This window comes from Trichlorobacter sp. (assembly GCF_034008105.1).
In the GTDB taxonomy this organism is placed as follows: Bacteria; Desulfobacterota; Desulfuromonadia; order Geobacterales; family Pseudopelobacteraceae; genus Trichlorobacter.
Genome location: NZ_JAVEPN010000006.1, coordinates 1 through 18,782, shown reverse-complemented (window position 1 = coordinate 18,782; position 18,782 = coordinate 1). Strand labels below are relative to the sequence as shown.

General features: G+C 59.2%; 19 protein-coding genes and 1 other RNA gene. 4 read left to right on the top strand and 16 right to left on the bottom strand.

Annotation, left to right across the window (positions count from 1 at the left end; translation table 11 throughout):
• Positions 1-42 precede the first annotated feature (42 nt).
• The 13 genes from ssrS to RBQ93_RS04800 all read right to left on the bottom strand — a co-directional run bounded on the left by ssrS (position 43) and on the right by RBQ93_RS04800 (position 11,845).
• Positions 43-228, bottom strand: a non-coding RNA gene (gene ssrS, locus RBQ93_RS04860) — 6S RNA.
• Positions 229-269: 41 nt separating this feature from the next.
• The gene (gene aroF / locus RBQ93_RS04855; protein WP_320370901.1) at positions 270-1,298 is read right to left on the bottom strand and encodes a 3-deoxy-7-phosphoheptulonate synthase; all 1,029 of its coding nucleotides are present in this window, start codon (positions 1,296-1,298) and stop codon (positions 270-272) included.
• Positions 1,299-1,313: 15 nt separating this feature from the next.
• The gene (locus RBQ93_RS04850; RefSeq protein WP_320370900.1) at positions 1,314-2,003 is read right to left on the bottom strand and encodes a Crp/Fnr family transcriptional regulator; all 690 of its coding nucleotides are present in this window, start codon (positions 2,001-2,003) and stop codon (positions 1,314-1,316) included.
• Positions 2,003-4,003, bottom strand: a complete 2,001-nt coding sequence (gene tkt / locus RBQ93_RS04845; protein WP_320370899.1) for a transketolase — start codon at positions 4,001-4,003, stop codon at positions 2,003-2,005. The genes RBQ93_RS04850 and tkt overlap by 1 nt, the downstream gene beginning before the upstream one ends.
• Positions 4,004-4,029: 26 nt before the next feature.
• A complete protein-coding gene (thiL, locus tag RBQ93_RS04840) occupies positions 4,030-5,040 on the bottom strand; it encodes a thiamine-phosphate kinase (protein WP_320370898.1) in 1,011 nt (336 codons plus the stop codon).
• A complete protein-coding gene (locus RBQ93_RS04835) occupies positions 5,037-5,375 on the bottom strand; it encodes a DUF86 domain-containing protein (protein ID WP_320370897.1) in 339 nt (112 codons plus the stop codon). Before RBQ93_RS04835 ends, thiL begins: the two co-directional genes overlap by 4 nt.
• Positions 5,375-5,680, bottom strand: a complete 306-nt coding sequence (locus RBQ93_RS04830; protein ID WP_320370896.1) for a nucleotidyltransferase family protein — start codon at positions 5,678-5,680, stop codon at positions 5,375-5,377. Before RBQ93_RS04830 ends, RBQ93_RS04835 begins: the two co-directional genes overlap by 1 nt.
• A gap of 13 nt (positions 5,681-5,693) precedes the next feature.
• Positions 5,694-6,449, bottom strand: coding sequence for a hypothetical protein (locus RBQ93_RS04825; protein ID WP_320370895.1), 756 nt, complete (start codon positions 6,447-6,449; stop codon positions 5,694-5,696).
• 9 nt (positions 6,450-6,458) lie between these two features.
• A complete protein-coding gene (locus RBQ93_RS04820) occupies positions 6,459-8,069 on the bottom strand; it encodes a tetratricopeptide repeat protein (RefSeq protein ID WP_320370894.1) in 1,611 nt (536 codons plus the stop codon).
• A gap of 17 nt (positions 8,070-8,086) precedes the next feature.
• Positions 8,087-8,515 (bottom strand): type II toxin-antitoxin system VapC family toxin, encoded by a 429-nt coding sequence (locus tag RBQ93_RS04815; protein ID WP_320370893.1) that lies wholly within the window; start codon positions 8,513-8,515, stop codon positions 8,087-8,089.
• Positions 8,512-8,793, bottom strand: coding sequence for a type II toxin-antitoxin system Phd/YefM family antitoxin (locus RBQ93_RS04810; protein WP_320370892.1), 282 nt, complete (start codon positions 8,791-8,793; stop codon positions 8,512-8,514). The genes RBQ93_RS04815 and RBQ93_RS04810 overlap by 4 nt, the downstream gene beginning before the upstream one ends.
• 162 nt (positions 8,794-8,955) lie before the next feature.
• Positions 8,956-11,406: an endopeptidase La gene (gene lon, locus RBQ93_RS04805; protein WP_320370891.1), complete on the bottom strand. Its 2,451-nt coding sequence runs from the start codon at positions 11,404-11,406 to the stop codon at positions 8,956-8,958.
• Positions 11,399-11,845 (bottom strand): Hsp20/alpha crystallin family protein, encoded by a 447-nt coding sequence (locus RBQ93_RS04800; protein WP_320370889.1) that lies wholly within the window; start codon positions 11,843-11,845, stop codon positions 11,399-11,401. The genes lon and RBQ93_RS04800 overlap by 8 nt, the downstream gene beginning before the upstream one ends.
• 192 nt (positions 11,846-12,037) lie before the next feature.
• Here RBQ93_RS04800 and RBQ93_RS04795 point away from each other — a divergent pair, with 192 nt between their 5' ends.
• A complete protein-coding gene (locus RBQ93_RS04795; protein WP_320370887.1) occupies positions 12,038-12,247 on the top strand; it encodes a hypothetical protein in 210 nt (69 codons plus the stop codon).
• Here RBQ93_RS04795 and RBQ93_RS04790 read toward each other — a convergent pair.
• The gene (locus RBQ93_RS04790; protein ID WP_320370886.1) at positions 12,204-13,373 is read right to left on the bottom strand and encodes a metallophosphoesterase; all 1,170 of its coding nucleotides are present in this window, start codon (positions 13,371-13,373) and stop codon (positions 12,204-12,206) included. The genes RBQ93_RS04795 and RBQ93_RS04790 overlap by 44 nt on opposite strands.
• A 68-nt stretch (positions 13,374-13,441) precedes the next feature.
• Between RBQ93_RS04790 and priA the strand changes: the two genes are divergently transcribed.
• On the top strand, positions 13,442-15,703 hold the full coding sequence (priA, locus tag RBQ93_RS04785; protein WP_320370884.1) for a primosomal protein N': 2,262 nt from the start codon (positions 13,442-13,444) through the stop codon (positions 15,701-15,703).
• Between the two features lie 15 nt (positions 15,704-15,718).
• Positions 15,719-16,969, top strand: a complete 1,251-nt coding sequence (locus tag RBQ93_RS04780) for an MFS transporter (protein WP_320370883.1) — start codon at positions 15,719-15,721, stop codon at positions 16,967-16,969.
• Positions 16,970-16,983: 14 nt separating this feature from the next.
• Here the strand turns inward: RBQ93_RS04780 and RBQ93_RS04775 are convergent, their stop codons facing one another.
• Entirely contained in the window at positions 16,984-17,586 is a 603-nt protein-coding gene (locus tag RBQ93_RS04775) for a DUF502 domain-containing protein (protein WP_320370882.1), read from the bottom strand.
• Between the two features lie 153 nt (positions 17,587-17,739).
• Here RBQ93_RS04775 and RBQ93_RS04770 point away from each other — a divergent pair, with 153 nt between their 5' ends.
• Positions 17,740-18,378, top strand: a complete 639-nt coding sequence (locus RBQ93_RS04770) for a CDP-alcohol phosphatidyltransferase family protein (protein WP_320370881.1) — start codon at positions 17,740-17,742, stop codon at positions 18,376-18,378.
• A gap of 31 nt (positions 18,379-18,409) precedes the next feature.
• On the opposite strand, the gene RBQ93_RS04765 is transcribed toward RBQ93_RS04770, so the two are convergent.
• Positions 18,410-18,782: retropepsin-like aspartic protease (locus tag RBQ93_RS04765; RefSeq protein ID WP_320370880.1), on the bottom strand; the 373-nt coding region annotated here is incomplete at its 5' end.

The following is an 18,782-nucleotide window of genomic DNA, read 5'->3' as shown; positions in this document are numbered from 1 at the left end:
CTATAAAAAAAGGGATGCCTGGTCCGCATCCCCTCTTCCAAAAGTCTCTCCGCCCTGTCGTTGTGGCCCCAAAGGTCCTCTGGCGAGTTCCTCTACAGATGGGTCTCAATATACCGCTTCAGGCAATTCCCACGTACAGAGGGCAGCACACCACGGCAGGGAACGATCCCCGTTTCAACAAGTATTCCGCCCGGGCGCTACAGGCCGTCACGGGCAGGGCAGAGAGCACGGTGTAGACGGTTTTATCGTAGTCCTGCCGGTTCATTTTTTCAAGCGCTTTGTGTTGAGCACTGCTGCAGGCAGTGCTGCAGCCTGCGAACATCGGCCATCAGCGCCTCAAAGCCGGGGAACGTCAGCGATTGGGGACCATCGGACAAGGCCTTTTCCGGCTCGGGGTGCACCTCCACCAACACACCGTGGGCACCAGCCACCAGGGCCGCCTTGGACATCGGCGTCACCAGACTGCGCTTACCGGTGGCATGGGAGGGATCCACCATGATCGGCAGGTGGGTCAGCTCTTTCACCAGCGGCACCATGGCCAGATCAAGCGTATTGCGGGTGGCGGTCTCAAAGGTACGGATACCGCGCTCGCAGAGGATCACCTGCTGGTTGCCCTCGGCCAGGATGTATTCGGCAGCGGCCAGAAACTCCTCGATGGTGGCGCTCATGCCCCGCTTCAACAACACCGGCTTGCGGATCTTGCCCAACTCCCGTAGCAGATCGAAGTTCTGCATGTTGCGGGCTCCCACCTGCAGCAGGTCGGCATACTCGGCCACTAAGCCGACGTTATCCGGGCTCATTACCTCGGTCACGATCGGCAGACCGGTTGCCTCGCGGGCCTTGGCCAGCAGCTTCAGTCCCTCTTCGCGCAGGCCCTGGAAGGTGTGGGGGCCGGTGCGGGGCTTGAAGGCGCCGCCACGCAGCAGATCGGCACCGGCCTGTTTGACGAAACGGGCGGTTGTAAGTATCTGCTCCTCGCTCTCCACCGCGCAGGGACCGGCAACCACCACCGGCCGCTGCCCCTCGCCGATCTTGACCCCGGCCACATCAACAATCGTATCCTCGGGGTGGAAGTCGCGGGAGACCAGCTTGTACGGCTTGGAGACATGGATTGTCTGTTGTACGCCGGGCAGGTCGCGGATAGTTGCATCATCCACATAGCCCTTGTTGCCCAGCACACCGATGGCGGTCCGCTCACCACCGGGAATCGGCGCGGCGCTGAAACCCAACTGTTTGACGTTCTGAATCACCTTATCGATATCAGCCTGGCTGGCGGTGTGGCTCATCACGATCAACATACTACCTTCCTTTCATCACTGCTGGCGGCTGGCCATCTGCTGCAGCCGCTCCATCTGCAAAATAGTAACTTTTCGTCCGTCCAGCTCGATGATCCCCTCCTCCTTCAGCTTGCGGAAGGTGCGGGAGATGGTCTCGCCGGCAGTGCCCAACTGGGCTGCCAGTTCACCCTTCTTGATGCCCAGCTCCAGGTAGGTGATCCCGCCGTAGCTGGTGGACTGTTCCTCGGCCCGTTTGATCAGAAACGAGGCCAGCCGGGAGGTGACGTCGGCAAAGGTCAACTCCTCGATCTGGCGTGCGAAACGGCGTAGGGAAAGCGACAGCGACACCACCAGATTCAGGGCGAACTGCGGTTTGGAACCCATCAGCTCCATGAACCCCTGGCGGGGCAGGAACAGCACCTCGCCTGGTTCCAGGGCGCGGGCCTCGGCCGGATAGCGGCCGTCACCGAAAAAGGCCGCTTCGGCAAAGGTCTCACCGGGGTGCACAAAGTGCAGCACCTTCTCGCGCCCCTCCGGTGAGACCCGGCACAGCTTGAGGTGACCCTCGATCAGCAGAAAGAAACCGGTGGCCTCCTCCCCTTCACTGAACAGGGTCTCCCCCTTGCTCACCGCGCGACGCACCGTAATGGCCGCCAACGACTGCAGATCCTCATCGTTGAGACCTGAAAACAAGAGCGATTTTTTGAGCAGACTGACGAGATCCATTATGCCTTCACGAAGGCTACAACCGTCTCAGCCACCTTGGCCGGAGTCAACCCGAACTGCTCAGCCAGCACGTCGGCCGGAGCCGATGCACCGAACTGTTCCCAGCCGATGAACAGGCCTTCCTCACCCAACAGCCGGCCCCAGGATTCGCCACGGCCGGCCTCGATGGCCACCCGCTTGACACCGGCCGGCAACACCGAACGACGGTAGGCCAGCGGCTGGGCCATGAAGGTGCCCAGATCAGGCACCGACACCACCCGGGCGGCTACCCCCTGGCCTGCCAGCAGCTTGGCGGCTTCCAGGGCCAGCGAAACTTCGGAGCCGGAGGCCATCAGCACCACTGCCGGATTGGCCGCATCGGCCAGCACATAACCACCCATCAGTGGTTGGGTCGGGTCGCTGCCCTCAATACGGGGCAAGAGCGGCAAAGCCTGACGGGTCAGGATCAGGGCGGTGGGGCCGTTGTGGTACTTGAGCGCGGCATACCAGGCCAGAGCAGTCTCAGCTGCGTCAGCCGGCCGGATCACCTGCAGGCCGGGGATCATCCGCAGCGAAGCGGTATGTTCGATCGGCTGATGGGTCGGACCATCCTCGCCAACGGCGTAGGAATCGTGGGTAAAGATGTAAACCACCTGCTGCTGCATCAGGGCCGACAGCCGCACTGCCGAACGGCAGTAGTCGGAGAAGACCAGGAAGGTGGCGCCGTAAGGGATAAAGCAGCCGTAGAGCGCCATGCCGTTACAGACCGCCCCCATGGCATGCTCGCGGATACCGAAGTGCAGGTTGCGGCCGCCAAAGGCGCCCGGTTGCACCGAACCGCCGCCCTTGATGTCGCTGTTGTTGGAGGGGGCCAGGTCGGCGGAGCCGCCGGCCAGGGCCGGGATCAGCTCGGCAGCCTTCTGCAGCACCGCACCGGACAGGGCGCGGGTGGCGCCGGTCTTGCCGTCCACCACGGCCAGCAGTTGTTGAGCCAGATCGGCCGGCAGCTGCTTCTGCCAGGTGGCATCCCACAGCTTGGCCTTGTCGGGGTTGGCGCTACGCCAGGCAGCAAACCCCGCCTGCCAGGCGTCATAGCCCTTCTTCATCTCGGCCACCCGGCCTGCGCACAACTCGCGCACCTCGGCCGGCACCTCAAACGGTCCCAGTTCCCAGTTCAGGTTGGTGCGGGTAGCGGCCAGTTCGTCCTTGCCCAGCGGCGAGCCGTGGGCCCCGGAGGAACCCTGTTTGTTGGGCGAGCCAAAGGCGATCTGAGTGGTGGCGATGATCAGCGACGGCTTGGCGGTCTCGTTGATGCCGTTCTGGATGGCGCTGGTCAGGGCGGCGTGGTCGTGGCCATCCACCTTCTGGATATGCCAGCCGGCGGCCTCAAAACGCTTGGCCACATCCTCGGACCAGGCCAGGTTGGTCGTACCCTCAATGGTGATGCTGTTGTCATCGTACAGGTAGACCAGGTTGCCCAGGCCCAGGTGGCCAGCCAGGGCCGCTGCCTCATAGCTGATCCCCTCCTGCAGGTCACCGTCACCAACCAGACCAAACACCCGATGGGTGATCGGAGAGAAGTCAGGGGTATTGAACCGCTCGGCCGCCATCTTGGCGGCCAGGGCCATGCCAACGCCGTTGGCAATCCCCTGCCCCAGCGGGCCGGTGGTCACCTCAACGCCGGGTGTGTGGCCAAATTCAGGGTGGCCGGGGGTTTTGCTGCCCCACTGGCGGAAGTTTTTCAGTTCATCCATGGAGAGATCAAAGCCGAACAGGTGCAGCAGCGAATAGAGCAGCATCGAGCCATGACCGGCCGAAAGGACGAAACGATCGCGGTTGGCCCAGGCGGTATCGCCGGGATTCACGTTTAAAAAGCCGCCCCACAGGGCAACGGCCATATCGGCAGCCCCCATCGGCAGACCGGGGTGGCCTGAATTGGCCTTTTCAACCGCATCAGCGGCAAGAAAACGGATGGTATCGGCAGTGCGGCGGGCTTGTTGCGGGGTAAGCGGGGTGGACATCGGTACAATTCCTTTCAAAAGAGGCCTTAAAAGTGGGTATAGCCGGAAGCAGATGGCTGGAAGTTCGATCCGTCCGGCAGGCAGGCAACCACCTGTCCAGAGTCGGTTACTTTACCAATAACCGTCACCGGAACGCCAGCACTATTTGCCGTTTCCAGGATGGCGGCCCGCCGGGCCGGGGGGGCGGTAAAACAGAGCTCGTAATCCTCGCCACCGGCCACTACCAGCTGCCAGGGGGTTGGGGATGCACCGGCGGTTACGGCATCAAACGGGGTTGAGCGCGGGACTTGAGCGAGCAGAATCTCGGCGCCGCAACCGGACTGGTGGCAGAGATGCCCCAGATCGGCCAGCAGACCATCGCTGATATCAATCATGGCGCTGGCCAGACCGGCCTCGGCCAGGTTCTGCCCCAACCCGCAGCGCGGGGTCGGATCGAGGTGTCTATTAACGACATATTCCGTCGCATCATCGCCAATAGAGCCTTTATCTTTCAGCAACAGCCGCAAGCCAAGGGCGGAGTCACCCAGACTGCCACTGACCCAGATATCATCACCCGGCCGGGTGCCGCTCCGCCGCAGCAGCAGTTCGGGCCGTTGTTCCCCCATGATGGTCACCGAGATCACCAGACCGCTCTTGGAGCCGCAGGTATCGCCACCGGCCAGCAGCACGCCATGCTCGGCGGCCTGTTCAGCCAGGCCATCCAGAAAGGCCTCGATCTGGTCCAGGGGAAAGCCGGCCGGAATGGCCAGGGAAAGGAAAAACCAGCGGGGGCGTGCCCCCATGGCGGCCAGGTCGGAGAGGTTGACCGCCAGACTCTTGCGCCCCAACAGATGCAACTGGCCGAAGGAGCGCTCAAAATGCACCCCTTCGGCCAGCAGGTCGGTGGAGACCACCAGTTGCATCCCCGGTGAGGGGGAAAGCAGGGCGGCATCATCGCCAATCCCCAGCTCCGGCGGGGCGGGTTGGGGAAATCGGACGCGAATCCGGTCAATTAGGCCAAATTCGCCGAGAGAGGAGAGGGAAGTGGTGGTCTTCATTTGTTGGTAATGAGTGAGAAAATCTGTTGTTTCAGGATCGGCAGGTCAGTGGTAACCGAAAGCCAGACTGAAACGATGTCAACACCGAAATAGTGATGAATCAGTTTGTCGCGGAAGCCTGCCAGATCTTTCCATGGCACTTCCGGATGCTGACTACGCAAGGCTGAAGAAACATTCTTGCTGGCTTCGCCGATGATCTCAAACTGTCGTATAACGGCATCCTGTACCAGCCTGTTTTGCCTGAATCCTTCTGCATCAAGCCCTTGCGTGTACAGTTCAATCTGGATTATGGCATCGGTAATATGGGCAAGATATACTTCATCATTTTTGATCATTACAGTATCACCTTGAGCTCAGCTTTAATCTGGTCACGCAGGTACGGACTTAGCCCCTGTTCCGTAACCAGATCAATCTTAATGCCAAGCAGTTCCGAAAGTTCGCGTTCTATCCGTATCTGCGTCAGCAGACTCGTTGGATGGACAAAGTCTACCAAAAGATCAAGGTCACTATCAGGTCGGGCAGTTCCACGGGCAAATGATCCAAAGATTCCAAGTTTGCTGACACCTTGTTGTTTGCAGTAGGGAAGAATTTGCTCTGTCATTTGCTGAAGGTTCATATTAAGCTTCAGTTTCTCACCCATCGCAGCCTCCTGCTTATGAACGTACATCAGTGCCCTCCTCATTACACACTGTGTCCTGCGAAATTACCGACTCTGTGATCCGCACATGAGGAAGTTTTGGCCTCGCTACATATTCAACGGCCTCTTTGAGCCACGGCTTACGATTGGGGCAAAGAACAATCTCATCAACAAACTGATTGAGTTCAACGGACACGCATGCCCCTTTTTCGCCTGCAGCTTTTAAGAACTCCATCTCTGTTATTTGACAGCCCAAAGCATCTGCTTGCTGGATTACTGGAGAAAAATCTAGTGGGTTGTCGCATGAATCGCTTGAGATACAAAGCCGCAATTCCTGCTCATGCTGAAAGGCTTTGCGTTTGAACAGAACAGGCGTGTAGAGGTTGGTTTCGAGAGTATCTGACTCGCTGTAATCAACACTACCAATATAAACAGGGACTGAAGACCGTTCTAATGACTTGATAAGCCTATTAACACTCGTTTTGACAGCAACTGTTTCACCGTATGGACTGCCATAACATTTCCACATAGCATCTGATTCACTGTCATTCATGTGCCAGCAGTTAATGTATTTTGTAAAACGGATATATCGGCTCTTACCTTTATCCCAATTTCTGGGCATAAATCCTTCCCAGCCATCTTCATGCTGGTCAAGCCGTGAAAAATAGAGGTTTTCATGCGCTATCAGCCAAGAAAACTGACCAAATGACATGTAGCGCCAGATGATGGTAGTTTCAGGTGGAAGCTTAAACGCTTGATGTTGCTTGTACATAGAGGAACCTTACTTACACATCATTTGCTGCTTGGCAAGCTCATAACCTTTGCATTCGCCAAGCTTGCATGCATTCATCAGATCAATGCAGCCCTGTTTGACCTTTGGAATCACCATATAGGCTAAGCCACGCCCCATAATTGCAGGCGTAAAGGCTGGTGTCAGACTTAAAGATTTATTAAAATCAGAAATAGCCTTTTCTGGCTGCTCCAAAGCCAATTTTGCGCGCCCCCGATTGTAGTAGGTTAATGCATCATTAGGGGCGATTCGAATAGCATGATCATAAAATTCAACGGCCTTTGAGTACATCTCTAAATCGCTATACGCATTACCAAGATCAGAATAAACAGTCGAATATTTTGAGTTAATTTGAATTGCCTGATTGAAATCGTTGATCGCTTTCTGGTGATCATTTAAAGCAGTAAAAACAATTCCCCTATTGCGATATGCGGTAGCATCTGTAGGGGCTAGACGAATTGCTTGGTCATAATCGTTAACGGCCTGTTGGTATTGATTGAGTGCCTTATAAGCAATTCCCCGGTTGTTATAAACATCAGCACTGCCTGGATTAAGGCGGATAGCCTGAGTATAATCGTCAATAGCCAACTGGTATTGATTCAAATCACTGTAGGCATTTCCTCGATTATAGTAAGCGCTGGCATACGCGGGATCTAGGTAAATAGCCTGGTTGTAGTCGGCTATAGCCTGCTCGTACTGGTTAAGCGATATATAGGTTTTTCCGCGGTTGTAGTAAGCAGGAGCATAAGATGGATCTAATTTAACAGCCTGATTTAAGTCTTTAATGGCCTGCTGGTGGTTTTTAAGATCTAGGTAAGCAGCCCCTCGATTGCTGTAGGCTAATGCAAAATTAGAATTTAGTTTGATCGCTTGTGTATAGTCCTTAATTGCCTTTGAATACTGCTTAAAAACCGCATAAGCAAGCCCACGGTTGTTGTAGAAGGCTGCATCAGTAGGATTAAGCTGAATGGCGTGGGTGATGTATTCAATTGCTTTTAGGGGTTCTGCATATTTTTCCCCGTCCCACAACGCCATCGCCTTATCAAACCACTCTACTGCCGTCAGCCCATCACGGGTTTTTTGAAACTCTTTTTTCAAGGATTCCTTCTGCTTCTCTGTCTTCCCCTGCTGCTTGTTCTCTTTTTCCAGTTCCGCAATTCGGGCCAGCAGTTCTTTTTCTCTCACACGGGCAGTCTTCAAATCCTTGAGGTGGTTACGGTCCTGCAGCAACCGCTTCAGGCTCTGGTCCAGCACAGCGGTATCCAGCTCTACCTTGACAGTGATCTCCAGACCAAACCCATCACCATCGGTGTAGTTCTTCTGCTTGATCACCTCGGCCTTGGTGACCCCGGCCGTCAGGGCCAGAATCTCATCGCTATCCACCTGCGAGTCCTTCACCACCGTGGTACTTTCTATATAGGTGCCGAACTGCTCCAGCGCCTCGCGCTTGGCGCGAGCTATGCCGGCAGTGCGAGCATCATCCGGCGATTGACTGCCGCCGAATGGCTGCTGCACGGTGTGGGTGACGACCTTGATTTCGGCAAAAGCTGGAAGAGGCAAAAGCAGCGCAACGGCACAAACCAGCAATAGCATGTTTCGCATAGAAAGACCTTTCGCTACTAACGTTCTGTTTCCCAAGGATTGCACACCGCTGCCCCGCAGCGTTGCAGATCCCTGACATTGCGGGTGATAACCGTAAAGCCACTGCGCAAGGCCGTTGCAGCGATCAGGGAATCCTTCACCGGCAGCTTTTCACCCGCTTTTTCCGCCTCACCTTGCATCCGTCCCCAAAGGACCGCCGTCTCCAGATCAAGACCGACAATTCGTCCTTCAAAGCGCTCAACAAGATCATGTTCAACCCAGGAGAGCAACGCCTGCTTGCGATCCCCTGCAGCCAGCTTGGCAACGCCTTTATTAAGCTCGCCCAGCACCAGCACACTGATGAACAGCCGCTGTTCGTCCTGCTCATCCAGCCAACGCAGAACAGCTGGATGCGGCTCTTTTTTGACCAGTTCAGAAATCAGGCAGGTATCCAGCAGGTATTTCACAGATCGACCTCACGCGAGAGGTCATCGCTGCGCTGCAGGTCCAGTTCCAGTCCGTGCAATGGCGACTTTTTAAAGAAGCTGGCCAAGGACTCTTGTGGGGCGTTCAGCCGGCGGAATTCTTCAAAGGAGACAACCACTACAGTCGGCTTGCCGCGCAGGGTGATGGTCTGCGGCCCGTCATGGACAGCACGCTCAACCACCTGGCTCAGCCGATTCTTGGCGTCCTGCAACTGCCACTGCCGCTCAAAGGTATGTTGATCTTTTATCGTTGCTTTCATGCCACCCTCCGCAAACTAGCCAGTCTAGCCAGATGACACTATCACAGATGCAGTTTGTATGCAAAGCGGTCTTTCTGACTGTACGTACAGCCGCCCTGAAAACAAGCGGGGCATGGTGTGTGACACCATGCCCCGTCTCCCATCGTACTGTTCACAGCCGCATCAGGCCGTAATCTCGCGGTTGGGGCGCACCACCACCTTGGGGGTGGCTGACTTGGGCTTGCCTTTTGGCGCCGGGATCGGATAGCGTTCCAGGGCCAGCTTGAGTACCTCGTCGATCTCCTTGACCGGCACAATCCGGACCTTTTTCTGCATCTCCTTGGGGATATCCTCCAGGTCCTTTTTGTTCTGTTCCGGAATGATCACCGTTTTCATGCCGGCCCGTACCGCAGCCAGTATCTTTTCTTTCAGCCCGCCGATCGGCATGACCTTGCCCCGCAGAGAGAATTCACCGGTCATGGCCACATCTTTTTTGACTGCGGTCTTGGTCAAGACCGAGACCAGGGCGGTTACCATGGCGCAACCGGCCGAGGGGCCATCCTTGGGCACTGCGCCGGCCGGCACATGCACATGAATCTCGTTTTCCTGAAACCAGTCAGGGGCGATATGGAAATCGCTACCGTGGGAGCGGATATAGGCCAGAGCAGCCTGCACCGACTCCTTCATCACATCGCCCAGTTGGCCGGTCAACGCCAGCCCTCCCTTGCCCTGCATGGTGGTGGCCTCGATATGCAGCACCTCGCCCCCCACCGATGTCCAGGCCAGACCGTTCACCACACCGACCTCGTTTTTATCCATCTCATCGTCCCGCAGAAACTTGGCGGCGCCCAGATAGGTGGTCAGGGTGGTGGGGGTGATCTTCATCTGCCGATTGGAACCTTCTGCTATCTTGCGGGCCACCTTGCGGCAGACCGTACCGATCTCCCGCTCCAGGTTACGCAGACCGGCCTCGCGGGTGTACTTGGCGATCAGCTCCTTGAGCGCCTCGTCCTCAAAGGCGATATGCTTGGCTTTCAAACCGTTATCTTTGAGCTGACGCGGCACCAGGTACTTCTTGGCGATCTCCAGCTTCTCCTCCTCGGTGTAACCGGGGATATTGATGACTTCCATCCGGTCGTAGAGGGCCGAGGGGATCGGATCGCTGTGGTTGGCGGTGGCCACGAACAGCACGTTGGACAGATCATAGGGCAGGTTGACATAATGATCGGAAAAGGCGTTGTTCTGCTGCGGGTCCAGCACCTCCAACAACGCTGCCGAAGGATCGCCCTTGTAGTCGTAGCCCAGCTTGTCCAGCTCATCCAGCATGAAGACCGGGTTCTTGGTGCCGGCCTGCTTCATGCCCTGAATGATCCGGCCCGGCAACGCCCCCAGGTAGGTGCGACGGTGACCGCGAATCTCGGCCTCATCCCGCACCCCGCCCAGTGAAATCCGCACGAACTTGCGGTTCAAGGCCCGGGCGATGGATTTGCCCAACGAGGTCTTGCCCACGCCGGGGGGGCCCACAAAGCAGAGGATCGGCCCCTTCATCTTCTTGTTCAGCTTGCGCACCGCCAGGAATTCAAGAATCCGCTCCTTGACCTTGTCCAGGTAGGAGTGATCCTCGTCCAGGATCTGCTTGGCGCGCTTGATGTCCAGCGAATCGCGGGTGGTCTTGGACCAGGGGATGTCGATCAGCCAATCCAGGTAGGTGCGGATCACGCCTGCCTCACCGGAGTCGCTGTGCATCCGCTCCAGACGCCCCAACTGCTTGAGAGCCTCCTTCTGGACCGCCTCCGGCATCTTGGCCGACTCGATGGACTTGCGCAGTTCCTCCAGCTCCTCACGGCCGTCGTTGTCGCCCAGCTCCTGCTGGATGGCCTTCATCTGCTCGCGCAGGTAGTATTCCTTCTGGTTCTTGCCCATCTCCTCCCGAGCGGCGTTCTGAATCTTGGCCTGCACCGAAAGCATCTCGTGTTCCTTGGCCAACAGTTCGTTGACCTTGGTCAGACGTTTGATCGGGTCCTCAATCTCCAGCAGCGTCTGGGCCTCGATCAGCTTGAGGCCGATGTTGCTGGCGATCAGGTCGGCCATACTGCCGGGGTCGGCGATGTTTTCAAGGATTACCATCACCTCGGGGGAGATCTGCTTACCCAGTTCGGCCACCTTGGTCAGCTGCTCACGCACGGTGCGGATCAGCGCCTCGGTCTCCAGGTTTTCCGGGGCCGGCAGGTCGGACATCCGTTCGATCCGTACGGTGTAGTGGGGCTTTTCCTCCACAAACTCACTGATGCGGGCCTTGACCAGCCCCTGCACCAGGATCTTGACCCGACCATCAGGCAGCTTCAGCATCCGCATGATCATGGCCACGGTGCCCACCTGATAGATCTTGTCCGGACTGGGGTCTTCCTCACTGATCTCGTGCTGGGTGGCCAGCATGATCATCCGGTCGCCAGCCAAGGCCTGATCCACCGCCTTGATGGATGACTCGCGGCCCACAAACAAGGGAATGATCATAAAGGGGTAGACCACTACATCGCGCACCGGTAGCAGCGGCAACTCCTCAGGGATATGCAACTCTTCAGCCGCATCGCTGACGGCTTCGTTGATTACTTTTTCTTGCTCAGACTTACTCACAACCTGGCTCCTTAATCACAATACGACGTTCGCGCCCCTTGGGGCAGATGATCCGCAGCACGCCGCGCTGGTATTCGGCACGCAGCTGACTGCTGTCCACCTGGTCCGGCAGTCGCACCGTGCGACGGAAACGGCCAAAATGCCGTTCCAGACAGATATAGCGGGCCCCTTCCTGGCGAGGCTCGGCCCGTTTTTCCACTTCGATCTGCAGCACCATGCCCCGTTGCACCACGTTGATGACTGATGCATCAACACCGGGCAGATCCAGCTCCAGCACAATGGTCGACTCGGTCTCAAAGCTGTCCATCGGCACTGTCAAGCCGCCCTCGTCCTCCGCCAGGGTGTGGGGGTCAAGCACCTGCAGCAGCCTGCGCATCTCATCGAGATGCCGATTATACATTCCCGGGAACAACGGCTTTTTGACACCCGATCGCGGCATGGGCCTCACCTGCTGGAAGGTAGCGATTACTCAGATGACAGCTGCTTTTTACCTGTTAGTCTGATGTAACCATTCGTTCGGTGAATGTCAAGGTGCAGGGGCCGACACCGCAACCAAAAAAACATTGACTTGCGGACCACTTTTGCAGGAAAGTCGGCAGCATTCTTTACCAAACAAGGAGTACTTTCTGCGATGGAACTGAAGAACAGGATCTGGATGACCGGCGCCCTGGAATGGTTTGCCTATATCGACGATGAAGAGGTGTTTCTGGGCAGCAAAAACTTCCCCAGCCCGCTTGAGGAAGGCGACCAGTGGACCAGTGAAGTTGGTGACGTCTTCAAGGTCGAAGACGGAGAGATCAAGAAGATCGGCCATACTGAGCCGCCGAAGAGGTACTGGTAGGCACCAGGTCGATAATCGTTACTTCCGGCGGGGCCAGAAAGCGGATCGGCGGCCCCCAGGTGCCGCTGCCCCGACTGACGTAGAGCCAGCCTCCTTCGTCCAGACGGGTCAACCCGGCCCGCACCGGAAAATGAAGCCAGGTAAGCAGGTTGAACGGAAAGACCTGCCCTTTGTGCACATGGCCTGACAACTGCAGATCAAAGCGCCCCCGGCTGGCATCGGCCACCACCGGTCGGTGCTTGAGCAGCAGCACAAAACGGTCGGCCGGCACTGCGGCCAGCAGACGCGATTCATCCTCAGGCCGAAATTCCCCTCGCTGACCGGCTGCCGGATCATCCACCCCCACCACGGTCAGAAACTCGCCCACCTCTCGCTGATCGTCCCGCAGCAGCTGAAAACCTGAGCGCTGCAAAAAGACAGTGGCCTGCCCGAAACCGGCGTAGTACTCATGATTGCCGTAGACGGCAAACATCCCCAAGGGAGGCGTCAGCCCCCGAAACATCTCCGAAACACCGTCAAAATGGCTGACATGGCCATCCACGATATCGCCGGTGGCCACCAGCATATCCGGCGCGGCCCGCCGGATCGCATCCACCACCCGGCTTGCCCGGCCATCCCGCACGATCAGACCCACATGCAGATCGGAGATCAGCGCGATCCGCACCCGCTCAACCCCAGCCGGCAACTTGGCCGAGGGCAGCACGACCTGCTCGGTCCTGACCGCCTGGGCCTCAAACCAGCCATAGGTGATGATCAGGGCGGCGGTCAGACAGCAGAACCAAAACAGGGGACGGGGCGCAAACAGGGCAACGGTTGGCACCCGCACAAAGAAACTGGCTAGGTAATGGGAGAGGCGCAGCAGATCAAACAGCGCCAACAGCGTGATCACCAGGAACAGAAAGCCCATCCAACAGAAACCCACATAGGCCAGCGCCTGGGCGATCAGCTCATGTCCGCCCCGTTCCAGCAACCGCACCGCCAGTGGCGCGACGATCATCGCCAGCAGCCAAAGCAGAAGCAGCCCAGCGCCGGTCCGCCCCAAGGCGAGCCCTTGCCAGGCCCGCAGCAGAAAATAGCCGTGAGCCGCACCATACACCAGGAAAAATGTAAGCAAGAACAGGTTCATCCGCACACCTTCCCCTGCCGCAACTTTCCCCTTGTCATCGGGGGGTTCCTGCACAATACTGCTGCACCGTGACTACCACAGCGCCCACATATTCTCAACCACGGAGTGACGACCTGACCGTCGAAGTGGCCGTGCCGCTGCCGCTGGATGGCAGCTTCCACTACTGCGTACCGCAGGAACTGGCTGCACGGGTACGACCCGGCGTGCGGGTGCTGGTCACCTTCGGCCGTCGCAAGGTCAGCGCCTACGTGTTGGGCCTCAATTCGCCCCCTGCAGGTCAGCAGCTGAAGGCAGTTCTGGAGGTGCTGGATGACGAGCCGCTCTGGACAGAGCGGGAGCTGGTCTTCTTCCGCTGGATCGCCGACTACTACCTGCACCCGCTGGGCGAGGTCTTAAAGACCGCCCTGCCGGCCGGCATCAACCTGCAAAGCAGAAAAGGGGCCGGTCCAGAGACCATCATCGGCGGACGTACGGTACTCAGGCAACGGATCTTCAGCAGCAGCGGCCAGACGCCGCCAAAGCCGCTGCGGGGCAAGGCAACCGAAATCCTGGCCTTTCTCAACGAGTCCGGTGAGGCCTCCTCAACAGAACTGAAGGCCCGCTTCGGCGACTGTTCGGCCAATCTGAAACGATTGACCGAGCTGGGCCTGGCGCGGCTGGAACACCGTGAGGTCTACCGCAACCCGTTCAGCGGCGAGCAGGTGGAGCGCGACCGCCCCAAGGAGTTGCACCAGCACCAGCAGGCCGCCCTGCAGGCAGTGCTGACTGCCGCTGACCAGGGAGGTTTTGCCCCCTTTTTGCTGTATGGCATCACCGGCAGCGGCAAGACCGAGGTCTACCTGCAGGCCATCGCCCACAGCCTCGGCCAGGGGAAAAGCGCCCTGGTGCTGGTACCGGAAATATCGCTGACCCCGCAGTTGGTGCGCCGCTTTCGCGCCCGTTTCGGCGACGGCATCGCCGTGCTGCACAGCGCCCTGTCCGACGGCGAGCGTTACGACGAGTGGCGTCGCATCCGGCGCGGTGAGGCACCGATCGTGATCGGCGCCCGCTCGGCCATCTTCGCGCCCCTGGAGCGGATCGGCATCATCGTGGTGGACGAGGAACACGAGGCCTCCTTCAAGCAGTCCGACGGCCTGCGCTACAATGCCCGTGACCTGGCCCTGGTGCGCGGTCGCGACGAGGGCGCCGTGGTGCTGCTGGGATCGGCCACACCGCTGGTGACGACCATCCAGGCGGCACGGGATGGCCGCCTGACCTTGCTGGAACTGCCTGAGCGGGTGGCTGGCCGCCCCCTGCCAGAGTTACTGCCAATCACCACCCGTCTGACCGCCGAGTCTCCGCTGTCTCCCGAACTGCTGGCAGAGCTGACCAGCAATCTGGAGCGTGGCGAGCAATCGTTGTTGTTCCTCAACCGGCGCGGTTTCGCCACCCTGCTTTCTTGCCCGTCCTGCGGAGAAGCCCTTTCCTGCCCAAACTGCTCAGTCTCGCTCACCTACCATCGCGGCCGTGGCGAGAGCCGCTGCCACTACTGCGACTACCGGGTGCCGGCCCCCGGCACCTGCCCGGCCTGCGGCGAGCTGGAACTGAAGGAACTGGGCGTCGGCACCGAGCGGGTCGAGGCCGAACTGCGGGCACACTTTCCCGAGGCGCGCATCGCCCGAATGGACAGCGACACCACCGGCGGCAAGGACGGCCACAACCGGATTCTCTCCCGGGTGGCCCGGGGTGAAGTAGATATCCTGGTGGGCACCCAGATGATCGCCAAGGGGCACGACTTTCCCGGTGTGACCCTGGTGGGGGTGCTGCAGGCGGAAGGCTCGCTCTACCTGCCCGATTTTCGGGCTGCCGAGCGGACCTTTCAGGTGCTGTCCCAGGTGATCGGCCGGGCCGGCCGGGGCGAGCTGCCGGGACGGGTGGTGCTGCAGGCCGCCACCCCTGAACACTACGCCGTGGCCCGCGCCCTGCAGCATGATTTTGACGGATTTTGCACAGAAGAGCTGGAGTTCAGACAGGAACTGTGCTATCCGCCCTTCGGCCACCTGGCGGCCATCCAGTTTTCCGGCACTGCCGAAGGGGCCACCCGCGACGCAGCCGCTGTAGCAGCGCGACTACTGACCCAGCTCAAGGCACGGCTCGGCCTGCGGCTGGAGATTCTTGGTCCGGCCCAGGCCCCGCTCTATCGCCTGCGGGGACGCTTTCGCCATCAGATTCTCCTGAAAGCAGCCCAGCGTGCCGACCTGCGCCGCCTGCTTGCCGCCTACCGCCGCGACCGCAGCCTTGCCACCAACGTACGCGAAGCACTGGACATCGATCCGGTGGACCTGCTGTAACACAAAGTGAACAACATGCCGAAACTGCCGGCCGGGCTGAGCGCCTTAAACGCCACCCAGTTTCTGGGGGCGATGAACGACAACATCCTCAAGCTGCTGATCATCTTTTTCCTGATTCAGGCCCAGGGCAGCGACCGGGCAGGCATCGTCACCGCCACCACCGGGGCCGCCTTTGTAGTGCCCTTCCTGCTTTTTTCCGCACCGGCCGGCTGCCTGGCGGACCGTTTCAGCAAGAGCCGGATCACCGTGCTGGTCAAGGCAGCCGAGGTACTGATCACCTCCTTTGCCGTACTGGCCTTCAGCCTACGGCTAGAGACCACACTCTACCTGCTGCTGTTCCTGATGGCTGCCCAAAGCGCCTTCTTCGCGCCAGCCAAGTACGGCATCATCCCAGAGCTGGCACCCCGCCACGAACTGTCGCGGGCCAACGGCCTGATCGAGGCCTTCACCTTTCTGGCGATCATCTTTGGCACCAGCCTGGCATCGGCCCTGACCCAGGCCACTGCCAACCGTTTCTGGCTGACCGCCTGCTTCTGCCTGGCAGTATCGCTAGCCGGCTTTGTAAGCTCCCTGGGGCTGCCGACCGTGGCTGCTGCGGCGCCTCAACGGCGAATCAGGCTCTTTCCGACCGAAATCATCCGCATCCTGTGCCAGGTCCGCCATGACCGCTGGATGCTGCTGGCCCTGACCGGCCTGGCTTGGTTCTGGCTGGTGGGGGCCTTTGCCCAACTCAACCTGATCGGTTATGGCATACAGCGGCTTGGCCTCTCCGAGGTGCACAGCAACTACCTGTTTCTGGCGTCTGCCCTGGGGATTGCCGCTGGGGCGCTGTTGGCGGCCCGCATCTCGGGCCGCAGGGTTGAGCTGGGGATCGTGCCGTTGGGGGCGATTGGCCTGGTGGTGGCACCACTGTTACTCCAGCTACTGCCGCCCAGTCTACCGCTGGTGGTGACTGCTATCGTGCTGTTCGGCCTCAGCGCCGGCATCTTCAGCCTGCCGCTGCAGACCTTCATCCAGCTACGGGCTCACAAAGACCTGCGAGGAGAGATCCTGGCCGCCTCCAGCTTTGTCAACTGGGTCGGCATCCTGCTGGCAGCGGTGCTGACCTTTCTATTCAGTGGGCCGCTCAAGCTGAGTGCCGCCCAGGGCTTCAGCTTTCTGGCGCTGCTGACGTTGCTGGCCGGCGCCGTCACCCTGCCAGCCTTTCCTGCCATGACATGTCGCAGCCGGCAGTTGCTGCGCAGCTGGCTGAAAGATCGCTCCTGAATGGTCGAGTTGGACTATTTCAGGCCCTTGTCGGTGGTCATGCCGCCGGTGACCACAAAGCCCATGGCACGATGGGTAGACATATTGACCGGCTTTACCGAGGAGCGCGGTACGATCACCGTATAGCCGCCGATCTGATAACTCAGCGGCAGATAGACGGCGATTTCACCCTCCTCGCCGATGCCGGCCGGCAGGCTGCTGAAATCACTGCGGGTCACAAAGCCGATCATACGCATCGGCTTGCCGCCAAACTCGAGATCCATGGTAACTACTTGGTTAAACTGGGAATCCCGTTGTTTGGCAAAAAAACCGATGAAATCTTTGAGCGAACCGTAGAGGGTCTTTACCAGCGGGATATGGTCTGCCAGCCGCTCGCCCAGATCGAGCAGCCGCCGCACCAGAAAGGCGTTCAGCGCCAGGCCGAACAGAAAGGTGACCACGAGGCCCGCCAAGAGCCCCATGCCAGGGATGTACCAGCCGCTGGGCAACAGCAGTTTGAGCATGCCGCCCAGCACCGTCTCGGCTGAACTGACCAGCCAAAAGAGGATATAGAGTGTCAGGATGGCCGGCAGCAGTGCCACCAGTCCCTGAAACAGGATCGTACCAACTCGCTTCATCTGTCGCCTCCCGATCCGGCTGGTTTCAGCCGGAGTGCGCTGCAGTGTAGCGCAACCGCTGTCGGGTTGCACGGTTTTCCTCATGCCCTGCCGCACTTGTGAACAGTTCTGATTATGGCGTCAAGTCGCTAAAACATCCAAAAGGAATCACCCATGCCTTTGGTCCACGACGTGCAACAATCCTATCGGCAGCTGCTCCGTCCGCTGGCAACGCTGTTGGCCCGCAGCGGCATAACCGCCACCATGGCCAACCTCTTTGTCATGCTGACGTCCCTGGCCTACGGCATCTGGATCTACCAGCCCTTTGCCGACCACGGCCCCAACCCGTACCCCTACCTGCTGCTGGGTCCGTTCCTGCTGCTGCGGATGGCGTTACACGTCATCAGCGAACTGCTGACTGATGCTGAACAGGAGACGCCAGCCGGCGTGTACTCACGCGAAATCGGCCTCGTGGCAGCAGATGCGGCCCTCTACCTGCCTTTTCTGGATCTGTTGGAGTTTAGCATCGGCTGGGTGATCATGGTGGGGCTGTGCGGGGTGGCTGAATGTGCAGGGCTGCTGGGCGTAGCCGTTGGTGCCTCACGTCGTTATGACGGCCCCTTCGGCGCGGGCAACCGAGCCTTCTTTTTCGGCGCCCTCGGTCTGTTTACCGCCTGGGCCGTGTTTGTGCACCAGCCGCTGCTGCACGGTATCATCATGAACTGGGCGCTGCTGTTGGCTGCACTGCTTGCCCTGCTCACCATCTTCAGACGGGTACGGGGTGGTATGCGGGAGGCCGCACATCACGAATAGTTTACTGCTCAATTTACACCCTGCGGCGGTGCTACTGCCACTCGATGGTGCTGTTCTGCAGATTGACGTGGTACCGGAAATCACCCAGAAAACTCATTCCCAGCAGTCCGTCAAAGCCCATCGAGGGACCGGCCTGCTGCAGCACCACCACCTCCGAATGCTGCTGCACCTTGGGCCCCACCTGCATATACTCCACCCGCATATGCTGCGCCTCAACAAAACTGCCGTCGGCGATCCTGCCCACCGCTCGCTGTCCGTGATCCGGCTGGATACCAAGCCGGCTGGCCAGACCGGGGAAGATGGCGGTCAGGGAGGCGCCGGTATCCAGCAACATGCGACCCTGCACCAGATTGCCGCGGTAACTGAAGGTGACCGGCACGATTACCTTGTTGCCCCGTACGGTG